The sequence below is a fragment of the Nocardia sp. NPDC050713 genome (assembly GCF_040654315.1).
Taxonomy (GTDB): Bacteria; Actinomycetota; Actinomycetes; order Mycobacteriales; family Mycobacteriaceae; genus Nocardia.
This window is the reverse complement of record NZ_JBFAHS010000004.1, coordinates 433,693-451,573: the sequence shown is the minus strand read 5'-3', so window position 1 is coordinate 451,573 and position 17,881 is coordinate 433,693. Positions and strand designations below refer to the sequence as shown.

Annotated in this window: 15 protein-coding genes; 8 read left to right on the top strand and 7 right to left on the bottom strand. The window is 68.1% G+C overall.

The window, feature by feature from the left end; translation table 11 throughout:
• Positions 1 to 57 precede the first annotated feature (57 nt).
• The gene (locus AB0H49_RS11040) at positions 58 to 1,107 is read right to left on the bottom strand and encodes a Gfo/Idh/MocA family oxidoreductase (protein ID WP_357249922.1); all 1,050 of its coding nucleotides are present in this window, start codon (positions 1,105 to 1,107) and stop codon (positions 58 to 60) included.
• Between the two features lie 101 nt (positions 1,108 to 1,208).
• On the opposite strand from AB0H49_RS11040, the gene AB0H49_RS11035 reads away from it, so the two are divergent.
• From AB0H49_RS11035 to AB0H49_RS11005, 7 genes are all read left to right on the top strand, one after another.
• Positions 1,209 to 1,811 carry a TetR/AcrR family transcriptional regulator gene (locus AB0H49_RS11035; RefSeq protein WP_357249920.1) on the top strand — a complete coding sequence of 201 codons (603 nt, stop codon included), beginning with the start codon at positions 1,209 to 1,211 and terminating at the stop codon, positions 1,809 to 1,811.
• 92 nt (positions 1,812 to 1,903) lie between these two features.
• Positions 1,904 to 3,136, top strand: coding sequence for an MFS transporter (locus AB0H49_RS11030; RefSeq protein ID WP_357249917.1), 1,233 nt, complete (start codon positions 1,904 to 1,906; stop codon positions 3,134 to 3,136).
• A 296-nt stretch (positions 3,137 to 3,432) separates the two neighbouring features.
• Positions 3,433 to 3,906, top strand: coding sequence for an Rrf2 family transcriptional regulator (locus tag AB0H49_RS11025; protein ID WP_355002919.1), 474 nt, complete (start codon positions 3,433 to 3,435; stop codon positions 3,904 to 3,906).
• A gap of 1 nt (position 3,907) precedes the next feature.
• Entirely contained in the window at positions 3,908 to 5,131 is a 1,224-nt protein-coding gene (locus AB0H49_RS11020; protein WP_357249913.1) for a globin domain-containing protein, read from the top strand.
• Positions 5,132 to 5,185: 54 nt separating this feature from the next.
• A complete protein-coding gene (locus AB0H49_RS11015; RefSeq protein ID WP_357249910.1) occupies positions 5,186 to 6,991 on the top strand; it encodes a GAF domain-containing sensor histidine kinase in 1,806 nt (601 codons plus the stop codon).
• 192 nt (positions 6,992 to 7,183) lie between these two features.
• The gene (locus tag AB0H49_RS11010) at positions 7,184 to 8,098 is read left to right on the top strand and encodes an ABC transporter ATP-binding protein (protein ID WP_357249907.1); all 915 of its coding nucleotides are present in this window, start codon (positions 7,184 to 7,186) and stop codon (positions 8,096 to 8,098) included.
• Complete coding sequence (locus tag AB0H49_RS11005; protein ID WP_357249905.1) at positions 8,095 to 9,702, top strand: ABC transporter permease; 1,608 nt, start codon at positions 8,095 to 8,097, stop codon at positions 9,700 to 9,702. Before AB0H49_RS11010 ends, AB0H49_RS11005 begins: the two co-directional genes overlap by 4 nt.
• A gap of 2 nt (positions 9,703 to 9,704) precedes the next feature.
• On the opposite strand, the gene AB0H49_RS11000 is transcribed toward AB0H49_RS11005, so the two are convergent.
• The 6 genes from AB0H49_RS11000 to AB0H49_RS10975 form a co-directional block, all read right to left on the bottom strand.
• Positions 9,705 to 10,343 (bottom strand): hypothetical protein, encoded by a 639-nt coding sequence (locus tag AB0H49_RS11000; protein ID WP_357249902.1) that lies wholly within the window; start codon positions 10,341 to 10,343, stop codon positions 9,705 to 9,707.
• 219 nt (positions 10,344 to 10,562) lie between these two features.
• Complete coding sequence (locus AB0H49_RS10995; RefSeq protein ID WP_357249899.1) at positions 10,563 to 11,186, bottom strand: hypothetical protein; 624 nt, start codon at positions 11,184 to 11,186, stop codon at positions 10,563 to 10,565.
• A gap of 227 nt (positions 11,187 to 11,413) precedes the next feature.
• The gene (locus AB0H49_RS10990; RefSeq protein WP_357250081.1) at positions 11,414 to 12,856 is read right to left on the bottom strand and encodes a DUF1254 domain-containing protein; all 1,443 of its coding nucleotides are present in this window, start codon (positions 12,854 to 12,856) and stop codon (positions 11,414 to 11,416) included.
• 202 nt (positions 12,857 to 13,058) lie between these two features.
• Positions 13,059 to 14,012: a 3-hydroxyacyl-CoA dehydrogenase gene (locus AB0H49_RS10985; RefSeq protein WP_355002912.1), complete on the bottom strand. Its 954-nt coding sequence runs from the start codon at positions 14,010 to 14,012 to the stop codon at positions 13,059 to 13,061.
• Between the two features lie 82 nt (positions 14,013 to 14,094).
• Entirely contained in the window at positions 14,095 to 14,946 is an 852-nt protein-coding gene (locus AB0H49_RS10980; RefSeq protein WP_357249896.1) for an alpha/beta fold hydrolase, read from the bottom strand.
• Positions 14,943 to 16,463, bottom strand: a complete 1,521-nt coding sequence (locus AB0H49_RS10975; protein WP_357249893.1) for an NAD(P)/FAD-dependent oxidoreductase — start codon at positions 16,461 to 16,463, stop codon at positions 14,943 to 14,945. Before AB0H49_RS10975 ends, AB0H49_RS10980 begins: the two co-directional genes overlap by 4 nt.
• A 141-nt stretch (positions 16,464 to 16,604) precedes the next feature.
• Here AB0H49_RS10975 and AB0H49_RS10970 point away from each other — a divergent pair, with 141 nt between their 5' ends.
• The gene (locus tag AB0H49_RS10970) at positions 16,605 to 17,831 is read left to right on the top strand and encodes a PucR family transcriptional regulator (RefSeq protein WP_357249890.1); all 1,227 of its coding nucleotides are present in this window, start codon (positions 16,605 to 16,607) and stop codon (positions 17,829 to 17,831) included.
• Positions 17,832 to 17,881 lie beyond the last annotated feature (50 nt).

Here is a 17,881-nt window from a genome sequence, read left to right as displayed (position 1 = left end):
GCACCCTATCGGTCGCGCGCCGCGACCGCATCGGGGACGAATGCCCCTCGGCGGTGTTCAGAGGAGTCGCGCGGTCCCGGACTCGGCCGATCGGCGGGCCGCCGCGAGCACCCGAAGCGCCGCGACGGCGTCGCGCGGGTCGACGGGGACCGGCGCGCCGTCCAGGATCGCGGCGGCCATCTCGGCGTAGAAGGCCGGGTAGTCGCCCGCCAGCGTCGGGTGCGGTGCGAGATCCGGTTCGGCGCCGAGCAATCCCCACCGCTCGGATTCGACCGTGCCCCAATCGTCCTCGCGCGGGTCGCGACCCGCGCGCAACGCGTCTTCCTGCGGGTCGAGACCGTAGGTGACGTATCCGGCGTCCGCGCCGAGCACCCGGAAGCGCGGACCGAGCTGGGGCGCAACCGCGCTCATCCACAGGTGCGAGCGAACACCGTTCTCGTGGGTCAGCGCGAGGAAGACGTCGTCGTCGGTCTGGATGCCGGGGCGGCGACGATCCAGCTCGCCGTACACCGAGCGGACCGGGCCGAACAGCGTCAGCGCCTGATCGACCAGGTGACTGCCGAGATCGAAGAGAATTCCCGCGCCATCGGCGGCGGTGCCGATCTCACGCCAGCCGCCCTTCGGCACCGGACGCCACCGCTCGAACCGAGACTCGAAGCGCCGCACCGCGCCGAGCCCGCCGCTCTCGACCAGCTCGCGGACCGTCCGGAAATCGCCGTCCCAGCGCCGATTCTGGAAGACCGACAGCGCGACACCCGCCCGTTCGGCGTGCGCCACCACCGCCTCGGCCTCGTCGACGGTGACGGCGAACGGCTTGTCCACCACCACCGGAATCCCCGCGTCCAACGCCCGCGCGGCCAGCGGCGCATGGGTGCGGTTGGGCGTCGCGACGACCACCAGGTCGATGCCGCGGATGTCCTCGAACAGCGCGTCGACATCGGGGAGGACCCGCACCCCGTCGTGCGCGCGGCGGGCCTGCTCGGCGCGTTCCGCCGACCCGGTGACCACCGCCGCCACCCGCATCCGGGGTTCCGCGGCGATCAGCGGCGCATGGAACACCGCACCGGCCAAGCCGTATCCGACGACTGCCACCTCCAGGCTGCTCATCCTCCCGACGCTACCGCCACAAACAGCAGCCAACCCGCGCCTACCGGGGACCACGCGGTGAAGCTCTTGACAAGTTATACATACATGCTTACATGTATCCCATGAAGCGATCGGTGGTCGAAGCACGGGAGACGCGGGCGAGCATTCTGGCGGCGGGCTTGGCGTCGTTCGCCGAGCTCGGTTGGGAGCGAACGACATTCGTCGGCGTCGGAGCGCGGGCGGGGGTGACCCGCGGCGCTGTTCATCACCACTTTCCCGACAAGGTGTCGTTGCTGACGGCGGCGCTGGACGAAGGCTGGGCCGATGCCGCCGCGCCGTTGTTGGGAGCGCTCGCCGCCGCCGACATCCCGGGAGCGGAGCGGCTGGTCGGATTCGTGTCCGGTTATGTGCTCGCGTTGACCGGTGACGACCGGTTCCGGCGGTTGGCGATCGTGTCCACGATCGTGGCGCCCCAGGCGGTCGCGCTCGAAGCGGGGCTGGCGGCCAAGCGGCGCGGGATGTCGGCGTGGGAGGACGGGATCCGGGAGGCGTTGACCGACACGGCCTTTCGCCCCGGCGTCACCGCCGATGTCGCGGTGATCGCGCTCGTGACCCTGATCCACGGATTGACGATGACCGCGGCGACCCAACCCGAGTCGCTACCCGCCGATGCCGCGGGCGCGCACGGGCTGGCCACCGCCTGCGTCCACGGTCTGGTGGCCTGAACCGACCGGACCCCATACCCATCCGGCCGCATCCGCGCGCCGGATTCGAGCGACCCGCCGGAAGCGGGTCGCGTTGCAGGAAGGCAACTTCAGTGTCTGCTCGTCCGAGCGATAATTCTTCGACCGCGGCGGTGATCGTCGCGTGCCTTGCTTTGTTCACCGATATGTTCATCTACGGCCTGGCGATCCCGGTATTGCCGCTGTTGTCGGCGACCGTGGACGCCGGCCCGGCGGCGACCGGGTTGCTGTTCGCCAGCTACGCCGCCGCGATGCTGTTGGCCACACCGGTGGCCGGAGCGCTCGTCGACCGGCACGGTCCGCGTATGCCGCTGTTGATCGGCTTGTTCGGGCTGGCCGCTGCCACAGTGCTTTTCGCGTTCGGCGCGCCGTTCTGGTTGCTGCTCGTCGGCCGCACGCTGCAAGGGTTGGCCGCGGGCATGGCATGGGTGGCGAGCCTGTCGCTGATCGCCGCCACGGTGCCGTTGGCCAAACGCGGACCGGTGATGGGCGCGGCGATGAGCATGATCAGCGTCGGCATCCTCGCCGGGCCCCCGGTCGGCGGGCTGCTGGTCGAGCACTTCGGCACCGTTGTTCCGTTCTTGCTCGCCGCTGGACTCGCGGTCGTCGACGGTATCGCGCGCGTGGTGTTCGTCCGGGTCGATCATGTCGGGACCGACGATCCCACCGGGCCGCTGGCGGTGCTGCGGGTACCCGGCACGATTCCGGTCGTCGTGGTGGTGCTGATCAGCGCCGCGATGATCGCTGCGGTCGAGCCGGTGCTCCCGCTGCACCTGACCCGATCCTTCGACACCGGCCCGGTGGGCATCGGTCTGTTGTTCGGGCTGACCGTCCTCGTCGGCGCCACCCTCAACCCGATCGTCGGTGCGCTGATCGGCAAGATCGACGCCCGCTTGCTCGTCACCACCGGCATCCTCGTCGCCACCGCGGGCTTGGCGCTGCTGGCCCTCGGCGCCCAGCGATGGCAGGTGATCGTCGCGATGATCCTGCTCGGAGCGGCGACGGCGTTGCTCTCGGCGCCGGGCACGACCCTGATCGGGTTCCAAGGACAGCAGACCCAGCCACCCGCCCTTGGCGGCGCCTACACCTTGTTCAATCTCGCCTACGGTGCCGGGCTCATGGCTGGTCCCGCGATCGCGGGCGCACTGACCGGCGCATTCGACCTCCGGGTCGCGCTGCTCGTCGTCGGAGCCGCGATCGTCGTCGCGGGGCTCGCCGTCGTGACCGAACTCCCGACCGCCCTTGGTCTTTCGATCCACGGAGAACAAGATCCGCGAGATCGGACCGGCGCCACACCTCGGGGCTGACCCGGCCGGCTAGCTACCCGGCGCGCTCGCGACCTTTCGCGATGCTCTCGAAGCCGTGCCACTGGGCTGACGGCCATCCGGGCACAAAGTCCTTCGCGGTGGGGCATCCCGGCTCTGGTCACCCACAGCCGCGCAAGACCATCCTCTAAGCACTATGGCTGCTGCGCGCCCTCCCGATCACCCCGCTACCCGACCGGCGGCACACGAGTGCGACTCGCACCACTGCGCCGGGGACCCCCTGGTTATCCCGCTCACAAAATTGGTATCCAGGATGCGAATTATCGTAGGTTCGGGGCATGCAACTCACCCGGTTCACCGACCTCGGACTGCGAGTCGTCATGCGACTCGCGGTGGTCGGCGATGGTGATCGTCCCGGTAGTCGCGAGATCGCCGACGAGCTGGCGGTGTCCTACGCCCACGTGGCGAAAGTGATCACCCGGCTCGGCGAACTCGGGGTCGTGGACGCGCGCCGCGGGCGCAGCGGCGGTCTGGCCATCACCGAGCTCGGGCGCACCGCTTCGGTCGGCTGGCTGGTGCGTCGTCTCGAAGGCGAGGGTGAAGTCGTCGAATGCGAGGGTGCCCATCCGTGTCCGCTGCGGGCGGGCTGCCTGCTGCGCTCGGCGTTGCGCCGTGCCCAGGAAGCCTTCTTCGAGTCCCTCGACGCCCTCACCATCGAAGACCTCACCCGAACTCCCACGCGCACAGTACTTCTCGCTCTACCTCGGGTGGGCGAGACGAGCTCCGAGATTTCCGCGACGAATGGAGAATGACATGCTCTCGGCGACCACGACGGAGACCATCCGCGCCACCCTGCCCGCGGTGGGCGCCGCTATCGAGGACATCACGACGCTGTTCTACCGCAAGATGTTCGCCGCCCATCCCGAACTCGAACGCGACCTGTTCAATCGCGGCAACCAGAAGCAGGGCGGGCAGCAGAAGGCGCTCGCCGGCGCCATCGCGGCCTTCGCCGCGCTGCAACTGGAACCCGATCAGGCTCGTGTCGACCTGATCTTGTCGCGGATCGCGAACAAGCACGCCTCCTTGGGAATTCAGCCCGCGCAGTACCAGATCGTGCACAAGTATCTGTTCGAGGCCATCGTGGCGGTTCTCGGTGACGCTGTCACCGCCGAGGTCGCCGCGGCGTGGGACGAGGTGTACTGGCTGATGGCCGAGACGCTGATCGCGATGGAAGCCGGGCTGTACCGGGCCGCGGGTGTCGCCGACGGTGACGTGTGGCGGCAGGTGCGTGTGCGCGAGCGTCGCCACGAGTCGGCCGACGCGGTCTCTTTCGTGCTCACCTCCCTCGATGGCGCGCCGCTGCCGTCCTTTTCGCCGGGGCAGTACTTGTCGGTGGGCGTTCACCTTGCGGACGGTGCGCGTCAGATCCGTCAGTACAGCCTGTCCTCGGCGCCGTCGAGCGGGGACTGGCGCATCACCGTCAAGCGGGTCGACGCGCACACTCTGCCGGACGGCTCGGTCGCCCCGGCCGGTGAAGTGTCGAACTTCTTGTACCGCAACGTCTTCGAAGGCGACGTGCTCGACGTCACCACCCCGTTCGGTGATCTCGTCCTGCAAGACGACGACGCGCCGCTGCTGCTGATCTCGGCGGGTATCGGATGCACCCCGATGATGGGCATGCTCAGCCACCTCGCCGACACCGCCGACCCGCGCTCGATCTCGGTGATCCACGCCGATCGCGCGCCCGCCAGCCACGCCCACCGCGCCGAGCTGGCCGAGCTCGTCGACCGGCTGCCGTTGGCGATCATGCACCGGTGGTACGAGGACCTCGGCGCCCGCCGCCCCGAAGACGGACTCCGGGAAGGCCGCGCCGACCTCGGCGAGATCACCATCGCCGAGAACACCCACGTATACCTCTGCGGGCCACTGCCTTTCATGCTCGGCATGCGCGAGGCGCTACTGGGCAAGGGCGTCGCCGCCGGGAACATCCACTACGAAGTCTTCGGGCCGGACAGCTGGGCGGCCGCCCCGGCGTAGGCGGTGGTGGGTATCGCGCCATCGCGGTGGTGCGGGGGTGCCAGAATGCTGGGTATGCGAGGTCCATCGGCCGACGACGGCTCCGACGACAGGTCTCCCGTCATCGGAGCCCTGGCCCAATCACGGCTGCGGGAGCTGCTGGGTGAGGTCCAGGAGCGCATCGCGGAGATCGTGGGTGTGCGTGACCAGATGGACCGGCTCATCGAGGCGATGCTGGTGGTCACCGCGGGCTTGGACCTGGACAACACGCTGCGCACGATCGTGCACGCCGCGATCGAGTTGGTCGATGCCCGCTACGGTGCGCTCGGTGTCCGCGAGACCGACAAGAACTCCCACCAGCTGGTGGAGTTCGTCTACGAAGGCATCGATGACCGCACGCGCGTGCTGATCGGTGATCTGCCGCGCGGGCACGGGGTGCTGGGGTTGTTGTTCGAACAGCCCAAACCGATCCGGTTGGCGGACATGTCCGCCCATCCGTCCTCGGTGGGCTTCCCCGCTCATCACCCGCCGATGAAGACCTTCCTCGGCGTCCCGGTCCAGGTCCGTGACGAGATCTTCGGCAACCTGTATCTCACCGAGAAGGCCGGTGGCCTGGAGTTCACCGAGGACGACGAGGTCGTCGTGCAAGCGTTGGCGGCCGCGGCGGGCATCGCCATCGCCAACGCCCGCCTCTACGAGGCATCGCGGATCCGCCAGCAATGGTTGGAAGCGACGCAGGATGTGGCGACGGTCGTGCTGGCCGGCGGAGACCCCGACGAAGTCCTCGAACTGATCACCGCACGCGCGTTGACGGTGACCGCGTCGGCGTGTGCCTATCTCGCCTTGCCCGAGGACCCGGACATGCCCTCGGAGGACGTCGGCGAACTGGTGGTCGTGTCGGCGGCCGGGCTCGACGCCCAGCAACTCGTCGGACAGCGGATTCCGGTGCACGGGTCCCGCACGGGCGCGGCGTTCCGTGACCAGCAGTACGTGCCCGCCGCGGAACCCGGCGGTGTCGCGGAGCTCGATTCGCCAGGAAAGTACGGTGCCGCGCTGACCTTGCCGCTGCGGGCGGGGCAGTCGGTCATCGGCGTGCTGACCATCCTGCGTTCGGCCGAGGTGCCCGCACTCGACGCGGCGGGGCATTCGATGATGAGCGGCTTCGCCGACCAGGCGGCGCTGGCGTTGGAGCTGGCCAACACCCAGCGCCGCATGCGCGAACTCGACGTGGTCTCCGAACGCGACCGCATCGCCCGCGACCTGCACGACCACGTCATCCAGCGGCTCTTCGCCGTCGGGCTCTCCCTGCAAGGCACCGTGGCCCGCGCCCGCACGCCAGAGATCAAAGCCCGCCTCACCGACACCATCAACGATGTCCAAACCATCGTCCAGGACATTCGCCACTCGATCTTCGACCTGCACTCCAGCACCGCCGCCGAGGCGCCGGTCCTGCGCAAACGCCTGCACGCCGTGGTCGCGGAAATGACCGCCGACACCGACCTGCGCACCTCCATCCGCATGGCCGGACCGGTATCGGTACTGACCCCCGCCATGTTCGACGACCTGGAAGCGGTGCTGCGCGAGGGGTTGAGCAATGTGGTGCGCCACGCCCGAGCCACGGCAGTGTCGGTCAAGATCGCCATCGGCGACGACGTCGTCCTGGAAGTCACCGACAACGGCATCGGCCTGCCCGACGAACTCTCCCGCCGGAGCGGCCTGGCGAACATGGCCGCCCGGACCCGCGAAGGCGGCAGCTTCAGCGCCGACAAAGCCTCTGGCGGCGGCACCGTCATCCGGTGGTCGGTACCGCTGCCCGTGGTATCGGTGAACGGCGCCGGTAACCCGCGACCCACGACACCGGACGACACGACAGAACGCTGATTCCGGACGGAACTGCTGCCTTCGCGGCGGCGCCTTCCGGATCGATTCGGGTCGGCGGGGCCTCGAAACGGGCAGAATTGTGTTCCTACGCGAGGCCCGCACCGGGAGGACGGCGATGCACTTCGACCTGATGCCGCTGACTTTGCGCAAGACCGTGTCTCTGTCGGCGCCGCGACCGATGCGGATGTCGCTATGACCGAGGCCGCTATCTCGATCACAGCCTTGACGAAATCGTTCGGTGCGGCCAAAGCTCTCGACGGCTTGGACCTGACCGTGCGCACCGGTGAAATTCACGGGTTTCTCGGGCCGAACGGTTCGGGCAAGACGACGACGATCCGGATCCTGTTGGGGCTGTTGCGCGCGGACTCGGGGAGGGTGCGCATGCTCGGTGGCGATCCGTGGACCGACGCGGTCGCGCTGCACGCTCGCCTGGCTTATGTGCCCGGTGAGGTCGTCTTGTGGCCGGGGATCACCGGTGGCGAGGTCATCGATCTGATGGGGCGCCTGCGCGGCGGCATCGACCCGCGGCGTCGTGCCGAACTGCTGGACAGGTTCGATCTCGATCCCCGGCAGAAGGCGCGTGCCTATTCCAAAGGCAACCGGCAGAAGGTCGCGCTCGTCGCGGCGCTGGCTTCCGATGCGGAATTGCTGCTGCTCGACGAACCGACCGTCGGCCTGGACCCGCTGAAAGAGGCCGAGTTCCAGCGTTGTATCGCCGAGACGAAGAACGAGGGCCGGACCGTGCTGCTGTCCAGCCACATTCTCGCGGAGGTGGAGGCGTTGTGTGATCGGGTGAGCATCATCCGCCGCGGGCGCACGGTGGAATCCGGCACGCTGTCCGAACTCCGGCATTTGACCCGCACCATCATCACTGTCGAGACCATCAGGGCGGCAACGGATCTGGAGGCGGTACCGGGTGTGCACGATCTCGTTCGCAACGGCACCCGGACCAAGCTCGCCGTCGACGCCGCGCACCTCGAGACGGTGATGCGGATACTCGCCGAGCTGGGCGTGCGCAGTCTCACCAGCACACCCCCCACCGTGGAAGACATCTTCTTGCGTCACTACGGCCCCGCCCCGGTGCAGCCTGGAAAGGACGAGCCGTGACCGCCTCCGCGACACCGCAGAGGAACATCTCCGGTGTGGGGACGTTGGTGCGGTTCGCACTCTGGCGCGAGCGACTGTCGCTGCCGTGCTGGCTGCTCGGCGTTGGCGCGCTCCTCGCCTTTCAGTCCCTGGCCAGCCAGCGCTTCTACGACACGCCACAGAAGCTCGCTCAGCTGCGCGAGACGATGAGCGGCAGCGCGGCCACCATCGCCATGGCCGGGCCGACCCGGCTGCTGGACACGATCGGCGGGGAAATCGTGTTCGAGATCTTCGCTTACCTGGCGGTCGTGGTCGCGTTGCTGAACATGTTCCTCATCGGAAGGCACACTCGCTCCGAGGAGGAAACCGGGCGGGCGGAATTGCTGCGTTCGGCGCCGGTGGGACGCTGGGCGCCGCCGGTCGCCGCGCTCGGTGTGGCCGGGCTGGCCGATATCGCCGTGGCGCTGGTGGTCTTCGCCGCCGCGGCGGGGACCGGGCTCCCGGTTGCTGGGTCGCTGCTGCTCGGGGTCGTCACCGCGGGGATCGGTGTCACCTTCGCCGCTGTCACCGCCGTCGCCGCGCAGGTATTCGAGAACCCGCGCAGTGTTTACGGGGCGGTCGGGCTCGCTCTGGCGGCCGCGTACGTGGCGCGTGCCGTGGGCGATGTCGGCAATGGTGTGGCCTCCTGGACTTCGCCCATTGGATGGGGCCAGCGCAGTTACCCGTACGCGGGCGACCGGTGGTGGACGGTACTGCTGTTCGCCGCCGCGACCGCGATACTCACCGCTGTCGCGTTCCTGCTGCTCGACCGGCGTGATTTCGGCGCGGGCCTACTGCCCTACGGCACGGGGCGTGCGAGTGCCTCCTGGGCGCTGCGGTCACCGCTCGGTTTGGCGTGGCGGCTGCAACGCGGGTCACTGGCGGGATGGACGGTAGGTGTTTTCGCGCTGGGCACGGCCTACGGTTCGTTCGCCGAGAGTATCGAGGACTATCTCACCGACAACCCCGAAATCGCCGCGTATCTTCCTGGCGGCGCGACCGAAGCGGTGGATTCCTATCTGTCCCTTGCGGTTTCGATCACCGCGCTGCTCGCCGCCGCGTTCGGCATCACCAGTGTGCTGCGTGCCCGCGGGGAGGAGACCGCGGGCCGCGCGGAGCCGATCCTGGCCGCACCGGTGAGCCGAGCGCACTGGCTGACCAGCCACCTCACCGTCGCGACGGTCGGCGGTGGATTCGTGCTGGCCTGCGGTGGCTTCGGCGTCGGGCTGTCCTACGGTCTGACGATCGCCGACGCCGTCCAGCCGCTACGGATGACCGGGGCGGCGCTGGTCTACCTGCCCGCGGTCTGGACGATCGTCGCGATCGCGACGATCGGCTGCGGCTGGTTGCCGAAGGCGGCTGTCCCGCTGGCGTGGACGGTCTTCGCCTACTGTGCGGTGGCCCTCCTGTTCACGGCGGCCTTCGACCTACCCGCCTGGTTCGACAAGGCATCGCCGTTCACACACATTCCGAAGGCGCCACTCGAAACGGTCACCGCCGCACCGATACTGGCGATCACCTCGGTGGCCGCGGCGGGACTGGTCGCCGGATTCGCCGGGTTCCGTCGCCGCGACACCGGATACTGACGCTAGCGCGGGGGCGGGTACTGGTGCGGTCCCTGGCCGCCGGGGATTCCGGGTGTGGGCGGCGTTCGCGACGTCGCGGCGGCGATCACCGTCGCGAGGGTGGCGGCGAAGGCGGCGAGCGCGCACGGGATGGACAACCAGACGGTGTCCTCGAAGAGGAATTCGAATTGTGCGGCGTTGAGAGTCGCTTCCACCGTGCCGGACAGGAGCATGCCCGCGGCCACCGCCGCGAGCGCGCGCAGCACGGGATAGCGCGCGCCCATCCCGGCGAGCGCGCAGATACCGGTGAGGATCGCGAGCAGGATCATCAGCACGAGCATGATGTCGGACCAGAAGAAACGTGAACTCGAGGAGAACGCGTTGGTTACGCGGAAGACGATGGCGAGCAACGCGGTGACCAGCAGCAGACCGCCCGCGACCCGCTCCATCGCGCCGCCGCTCGCCGGTCGGCCCGGTGGACCGTAACCGGGTACGTGCGGCACCGGAGCGGGTGCGCCGGGCGGCGGTGCGCCGTAGGGATACGGCTGACCGACGTAGGGATGCGGTTGACTCTGCTGCGGATTCACGTGTGCCTGATTCGGATTCGACTGGCCCTGCGGCCCGTACCCACCCGGCTGACCCGGCGGCATCGGATTCCCCATCGGTAGTACTCCTCCCCGGCCGTCCGGCCGCACTCTCGAACCGCTACGACCAAGGACCCTAGTGACTCCGGCCCCGCGCCGGGAATCACGATTGCCTCGAATCGTCCAGGCTCGTCGCGTCTCTACCGTTCACTTCACTCTGCTCCGCTGTTGGCGAGCGAGTTGTACCGACGCCGACTGCCCGTCGACGCCGGTACGAATCCTCGGACCCGGAGTGTGCTACTTGGGGGCGGCGGGGGCGGGGAAGGGCGAGTTGACGGTCGTGAGGTATTGGATGACTGCTGCCGTCGCGACCGGGGCGCCGACGAAGATCGCTCCGCCGAGGACTCCGAGGGGGGCGAGCGCGGCCGCGCCGATGAGGCAGCCCGCGAGTGGTCCCGCGCCGAACAGCAGGGCCAGCGGCCCGGTCGCGACCCCAGCGGTGACGCCGCCGAGGAGACAGCCGATCGCACCGGCGCCGACGGCACCGACGATCGCACCGGCGGTTGCTCCCATGGTGATGGTGGATGTCATCCGGGCCCAGGCCGCGACTTCCCTGTCGTAGGGCGTTTTCCAGGGGGCCTGATCCTCGAAGGGCACGGCGGCGGGCTTGTAATGCGCGCGAGCGGGATCCAGCGCGGGTGTGAGTGTGGCTGTGCGGCCGTCGATTCGGGCGTCGATGGGGAAGGCGATGTCGTCGAGGTTGAATTCCAGCGGAATACCGGCGAGCAGATCGCCTTTGTCGGACCGGATCTGGAATCGGCCGTCCTCGATGACGAGGCTGCCGCTGTCGATGGCGATGACCGCGGCGTTCCCCTCCCGGTAGGCGGTGTAGTGCACACCGGGTCCGAGATCCGTGGACATGTCGCCGGCGGGTGCTGCGACCGCTGGCGCGGACGTCAGTATCGTGCCTGCGATAAGAGCGGCGGGCAGAATCTTCTTGACGCGCATTGCTTTTATTGTTCTTTCTGCGGTTTCGGGCAGGGTTGAGCGTCGGCCCGCGTGGGATGCGGGCCGAAAGGAAGTTCTGGGTGTACCCCCTCGGTGCCGGTAGAGGATCCAGCTACCGAGGGGATGTGTATGGCGAGCGATTACGCGGCGACTTGGACGACCGCCGGAATTTTCCAGCTTCCGTCGAGCAGTGACGGCGAATTCTCTGTCGGCCAGAACATCCGCAACATGAGGTTGAACCGATCCTTGGGCGCCGGGAGCCAGTTCGATTCCTTGTCCGCACCCGGGGAGTCGGCCTGGATGTACAGGTCGACCGAACCGTCCGGATTCACCTTCAGCGGGTCGCGCGCGCTCGAGGTGTATCGGTTGAGCGGATTGGCGACGAAGAAGTAGTTGGCGTCGTACATCGTCAGCGACCAGAAGCCCTTGGCAGGCGGCAGTTGTCCCTTGTCGAAGTGCATGACGTATTTGTTGGCGCCGCTGTACGTCTGCGTCGGGCTCGGCCCCTCCGACACGGGATAGATGGCGTCTTGTGGCAGATTGGCACCCAGTCCGATGGCGGTGATGTAGGCGCGGTGGACGTAGTTCGTGCCGTACTGGCCGGTTTCGGTGGTGAACAGCCAGCCGTTCTGGAACGAGATGTCACCGGCGGCCACGCCGTCCTTCGTCCAGGCCATGATTCTGGCCTGCGCGGATTGCGGTGCGTCGGCGATGGCTTTGGTCACCGCCGGATCGAGTGTGGTGGCGTCGAAGTCCCGGCCGGGCACGATGCCCAGTTCGCCCAGTGTGGCGAGCATCGCGGCGTCGTCGGAGGACGGCGGGTTGGTCGCGAGCAGGTCGGCGAACAGTTCGAAGAAGGACGCCCCGTCCAGCGCGTTGACTTGATCGCGGACGGCGGTCTTCATGTCGACCGCCGGGTCGACCGTGCCGAGCGGCGGGGTGTACGGCTGCCCGTAGGACGACAGCGGCACCGCGGTGATCCGGTCCTGCAACGCATGCACGGCCGCGTAGTCCTCGGGGGTGCCGGTGGAGTAGATACGACCGAGTAGCCACACCATGTCGGTCGGCGACTTGTACTCGGTGACACCGGCGGGCAGGGTGCCTTTCCAGTTCGGCCCCGTGATCGCGAAGGTTTGGGCCCTGGTGCCTGTGGCGCGGCTGCCCGGAGAGGCGAACACGTTGGTCCAGCCGTCGAGCATCGGCAACAGGTAGTAACGGTCACCCATATCGGGCACGCTGACGATCCACGGTTCCTTGGCTACATCGAACCATGCCGTGGTGTACAGGGTGTCGGCGTTGGGGGCGGTGACACCCCGGAATTGCGCGTCCGGATATTCGCGTTTGCGGACGAATTGCCCCTGCGGCGCGTGGCTGCCGTCGGGAGACGCGACGTTGGTGAACCCCCGTCGGGTGTACTCCATCGTCACCAGCGGGTACGCGTAGATGTAGGCATCGACGGCCGCCGCCGCGAGCTCGGCAGCGGAGCGCTCGCCCGTCTCGGTGCTGTCACTCTTGCCGCACGCGGAAAGCATGCCGACGAGCAGAGCGAGGACGGCGACTACACTCGCCAGGTTTCTGCCCATCACGCCGTTCACCTTCCTCGTGCCGTGCGGCCCACGTTTTCGAGGGACTCGGCGAACCGGATCGAGGCGTACGACGCGCTCACCGGCTGGTGCGAGGGTTGGCACTGTCTTCGTCGACATTGTCGGAGTACCTCTCGATCGAGAATGGGTCGGGACGAGGTGATGGGGTTGGCTGGTCGCCGCAGCCGTCCTGACGTCGCTGCTAGGTGAGCCGAGCGCGAGTGGCGATTTCGACGGCGTCGGAGATGTCGGGGACGGCAAGAAATCCGGGATCGCTGTAGGCGGGGTCGGGGTAGCTGTAGTAACCCCGGCCGGTCTGTATGCCGAGCAGGCCCCGGTCGAGGAAGTTCTGCGCGAGATAGTCGGCGTTGGCGATCATTTGCCGATCCCCGTGTACGCCGCCCCAATAGCGCATCACGTCGTGCGCGGTCTTCATGCCGACAACGTCGAGCATCGCCATCGGGCCGCGCGAAGCTCCCGGATTCGCGATCAGGAACGATCGGTCGACGTCTTCCGGGGTGGCGACGCCGTTGGTGACCAACGTTTGTGCGGCGTGCAGCAGTGGCACGAACCAGGTGTTGAGGACGTAGCCGTTCTGTTCCTTGCCGACCGGTATCGGCAGCATCCCGATCTCGATCGCGTATTCGGTGATCGCGACCAGTGTGCTGTCGGCCGTGCCGGGATGCGCCATGACCTCGGCGACATTGAGCGCCCAGATCAGATTGGCGAAGTGCAGCGCGCAGTACTTGTCGGGACGGCCGGTGGCCTCGGCGAAATCGCGTGGCAGCAGGGTCGAGGAGTTCGTAGCGATGAGCGTGTGCTGATCCAGCAAACCCGCCATATCGCGATACACCTGGGTCTTGACTTCGGGGATCTCGGGGACGGCTTCGATCACCAGATCCTTGGCGGACACCGCCGAGGCGAGGCTGGTCGTGTAGGTCAGCCGCGCGCGAGTGTCGGCGATGTCGCTCTCCGACGCGCCGACCTCGGCGAGGTAGATCGCCGCGTACTGCTCATGAGCGACCCGGCATCGGTCCAGCGCCTCCTGGGAAATGTCGTAGACGACAACGGTTTTCCCTTTGAAGGCCGAGTGCCAGGCTATCTGCCCGCCGAGTACTCCGGCGCCGAGCACCGCGACTTCGTCGAGAACGGACATAGGTATTCCCTTCGGTTGATTGGTTGTGATTTCACTGCGGTGGAGCGGCGCTACCGGGCCTGGTCGGCGGGATCGGGTGCGGTCAGCGATTGGTAGTGCGGGCGAGGAAGTCCAGCACCAGTGCGGCGAACTCGTCCGGGCACTCGATCTGCGGCATGTGGCCGATTCCCTCGAACAGGAAGGTCTCGGCGTGCGGGATCAATCGGCGGGCCGCTGTCAGGTGATGCGCGGGAAGGATCCGATCGCGATCTCCCCAGACGATCATGGTGGGGCGGGGATGCGCGGCCACCTCCGCCATCAGCTCGGCTCGCCACTCGGCTCTGACTCCCCGACCGGTCGCGAGCGCATGCGCTGTCTCGTGCATGACGGTGCCACGGTCGGGTTGGCGGGCTATGGCGAGGGCGTGGTCGATTCGCTCCCTGGTCGCCAACGACGGATCGGCGAAGATGGCGCGTTCGGTCAAGACGGCGGCGGCGCGGGTGGTGCGGCGAGTGGCGATCCTGCCGATGCGCGGCAGGGCCAGAAGTTTGAGCAGGGCGGTGACCTCCGAGCCGAAGGCCGCGCTGTCGACGAGAACCAGGCTCGCCACGCGTTCGGGGCGAGACGCGAGCAGCCGCAACGCGACCGCACCACCGAGCGAATTCCCGATGACGTGCACCGGCCGCCGTTCACCCAAGGTGTCGAGCAGGTCGGCCACCCCGCGTGCGAGCACCGGTAGCGTCATGGGCTCGTGTGGACGGTCGGAGAATCCGAAGCCGGGGAGATCGACCGCGATCACCCGGTGGGCACCGCCCAACCGCTGGAATTGGGGCGCCCAATCCTCCAGACTGCGCCCGATGCCGTGCAGCAAGAGAACGGGCGGGTTGTCGGGATCGCCGTCGACGCGGACGCGGGTGCGCAGGCCGTCGACGGTGAGATAGGCGGGCGTGCTCATGCGATCGCTGCTGCCTCGGTGGCCGGGCCGTCCGCCGCGGCGCGTGCCGTGGTGAAACGCAATGCCGGATGCTCCACCGGAGCGTTGCGCAACCGGGCGCGATCGGCGGCGTAGCTGGGCGCGAGCGTCCACGGTCCGTCCGAGCCGTGCTGTGGGAACAGCCGCACCGAGCGTCGCATGTAGCCGGCGGCCATGTCGAACAGCGGTCGCCGCGGCGTGGCCGGGTCCCCGAGCGGGGTGACGGCGGTGTAGCCGTGGCGATCCATGTGGGCGAGCATCCGGCACAGATGGTCACAGACCAGGTCGACCTTCAGCGTCCACGACGCGTTGGTGTACCCGATGGCGAAGGCGAAGTTCGGGACGCCTGCGAGCATCATGCCCTTGTAGACGAGGCTGTCGTGGATGTCGATCTGTCGTCCGTCGACATGGAGCTCGATCCCGCCGAATGCCAGCAATCGCAGGCCGGTGGCCGTGACGACGACGTCGGCCTCGAGTTCGGTGCCCGACTCGAGCAAAATTCCCCGCGGGGTGAACCGCGCGATGCGATCGGTGACGACCGACGCCTCGCCCCGCGAGATCGCCGTGAACAGGTCGGAGTCGGGGACCATGCACATCCGCTGATCCCACGGGTCGTAGGTCGGGCTGAAGTGCGTGTCGACCGCGTACCCGGCGGGCAGGGCGCGGGCGTTGAGACCGCGGATCAGGCGCCGGACCAGGGCCGGATAGCGGCGGCTGCCGTGGTAGATCAGCGACTGGCGGGCGGTGTTCATCCGGCGCGTGATCCGGTAGGCGACGGTGTCCGGAAGCAGGCGTCGCAAAGCGTTGGCGATCGGGTCGCGGCGCGGGACCGGCACGACATAGGACGGGGAGCGCTGCAGCATCGTGACGTGGGCGGCGCGGTCCGCCATCGCCGGGACGAGCGTCACGGCTGTCGCGCCGCTACCGATGACGACGACCTTCTTGCCGGAATAGTCGAGATTCCGCGGCCACTGTTGAGGATGAACGATCAGACCGCCGAAGTCCTCGGTGCCCTCGAATCGCGGTGTGTACCCGCCGGAATGGTCGTAGTAACCGGCGGCGCTGAACAAGACGTCGCAGGTGACGTCGAACTGCTCGCCGTCGCTGGTGCGCCGCAGGGTGACCGTCCACCGGGCGTCCTCGGACGCGAAGTCCGCGCGTAACACCTTGTGCCCCAGGTGGATCCGGCGAGCGAGATCGTTCTCGGCGACCGCCTCGTGCAGGTAGTCGAGGATCTCGTCCGCGTCGGCGATCGCGTTGTCGCTGGTCCACGGCTTGAACTCGTATCCGAAGGTGTGCAGATCGGAGTCCGACCGGATGCCCGGGTAGCGGAACAGGTCCCAGGTCCCACCGATCGCGTCGCGACCGTCGACGATCGCGAACGTCCGCCCCGGTTGCTCGGTCGCCAGATAGCGGCCCATGCCGATGCCGGAGATTCCGGCGCCGACGACCAACACGTCGACGTGGTCGAACTCTGCTGTGACGGGAAAGCGAAGCATCGGTGAACTCCGTGATTGTTTCGGTAGGTGATCCGTCAAACAGAATCCTGTGACTGGGCTCACTGTCGCAAGGGCGATCAGCACCAGATTCATCGATATGTGGTGCTATCCGCACCATCGACCACGTCGTACGATGGCCGCATGTCCTGGCCAGAACCGTCCGAACGCGTGCGTGAGTTGATCAGCCGATGCGCTCAGGCCGCCCTGAACGCCGCACCGGAGTGGATCACCGACATGGACAACGCGACGCTGTCGGCGGTGAACATGCGAGCGTTCGCCGACGACCCCGAGCTACGTGCCACGGTGAGTCGGCTGAACCGCGCCAACCTCCTGCACTGGGTGACGGCGAACATCCGCGATCCGGGGATGCCGGTGTCGCCCAACCTCGATCCCGAACCCCTGCGTATCGCCCGGGACCTGGTGCGCCGCGGACTCAACGAGTCGACGCTGGACGCCTATCGGATGGGCCAGAACACCGCATGGCGGAAGTGGATGGCCCTCGCTTTCGAAGCGACGTCCGACCACGAGGAGTTGTGCGAACTGCTCGACGTTTCCGCCCGGTCGGTGTTCGGGTTCCTCGACACGACGATCGCCGCCGTGTGGGCACAGATGCGGCTCGAGCGCGAGGAGCTGACCCGCGGCAACCACGCCGAGCGACGCGAGACCGTCGCGCTGATCCTCGACGGCGCCCCCATCACGCGTCAGCGCGCCGAGGCCCGCCTCGGCTACCACCTCGATCAGCACCACACCGCGGCCGTCGTCTGGAACCCCGACCCCACCGCCGATCCGGGTGACCTGGAACGCGCCGCCGAAGCCCTCGCCCGCACGGCCGGAGCCTCGCGTCCGCTGACCGTGATCGCCAGCGCCGCGACCCTGTGGGTCTGGATTCCCGGCCCCCACGCCCCCGACCCGAGCCGATTACAGGCGGCGATGGAGACGATCCCGGCGGTCCGCGTCGCCATCGGTCCCCTCGGACAAGGGCTCGACGGTTTCCGGCGCAGCCACCTGGACGCGCTGACCACCCAGCGCATGGTGGCGCGCCTGCATTCAGCGCAACGCGTGGTCAGTTTCGAGGCAGTTCAAATGGTTTCCCTGCTCACCCAGGACGCCGACCACGCCGACGAATTCGTCCGGAACACCCTGGGAGACCTCGCCTTCGCCGATCCGGATCTGCGCGCGAGCGTGCTGGTCTTCATCCAGGAACGATGCAACGCCGCACGCGCCGCGGCACGCCTGTACACGCACCGCAACACGCTGTTGCGTCGACTCGCCCGTGCCCAAGAGCTCCTCCCGCGACCACTGGACGACAACGTCGTGTCCGTCGCGGTGGCGCTCGAGGTGCTGAACTGGCGCGGGGCAGGCGTCTGACCCGACGCCCGGCTGGCTCGAGGGCCTTCGGTCACCAGGCTGAGGTCCAC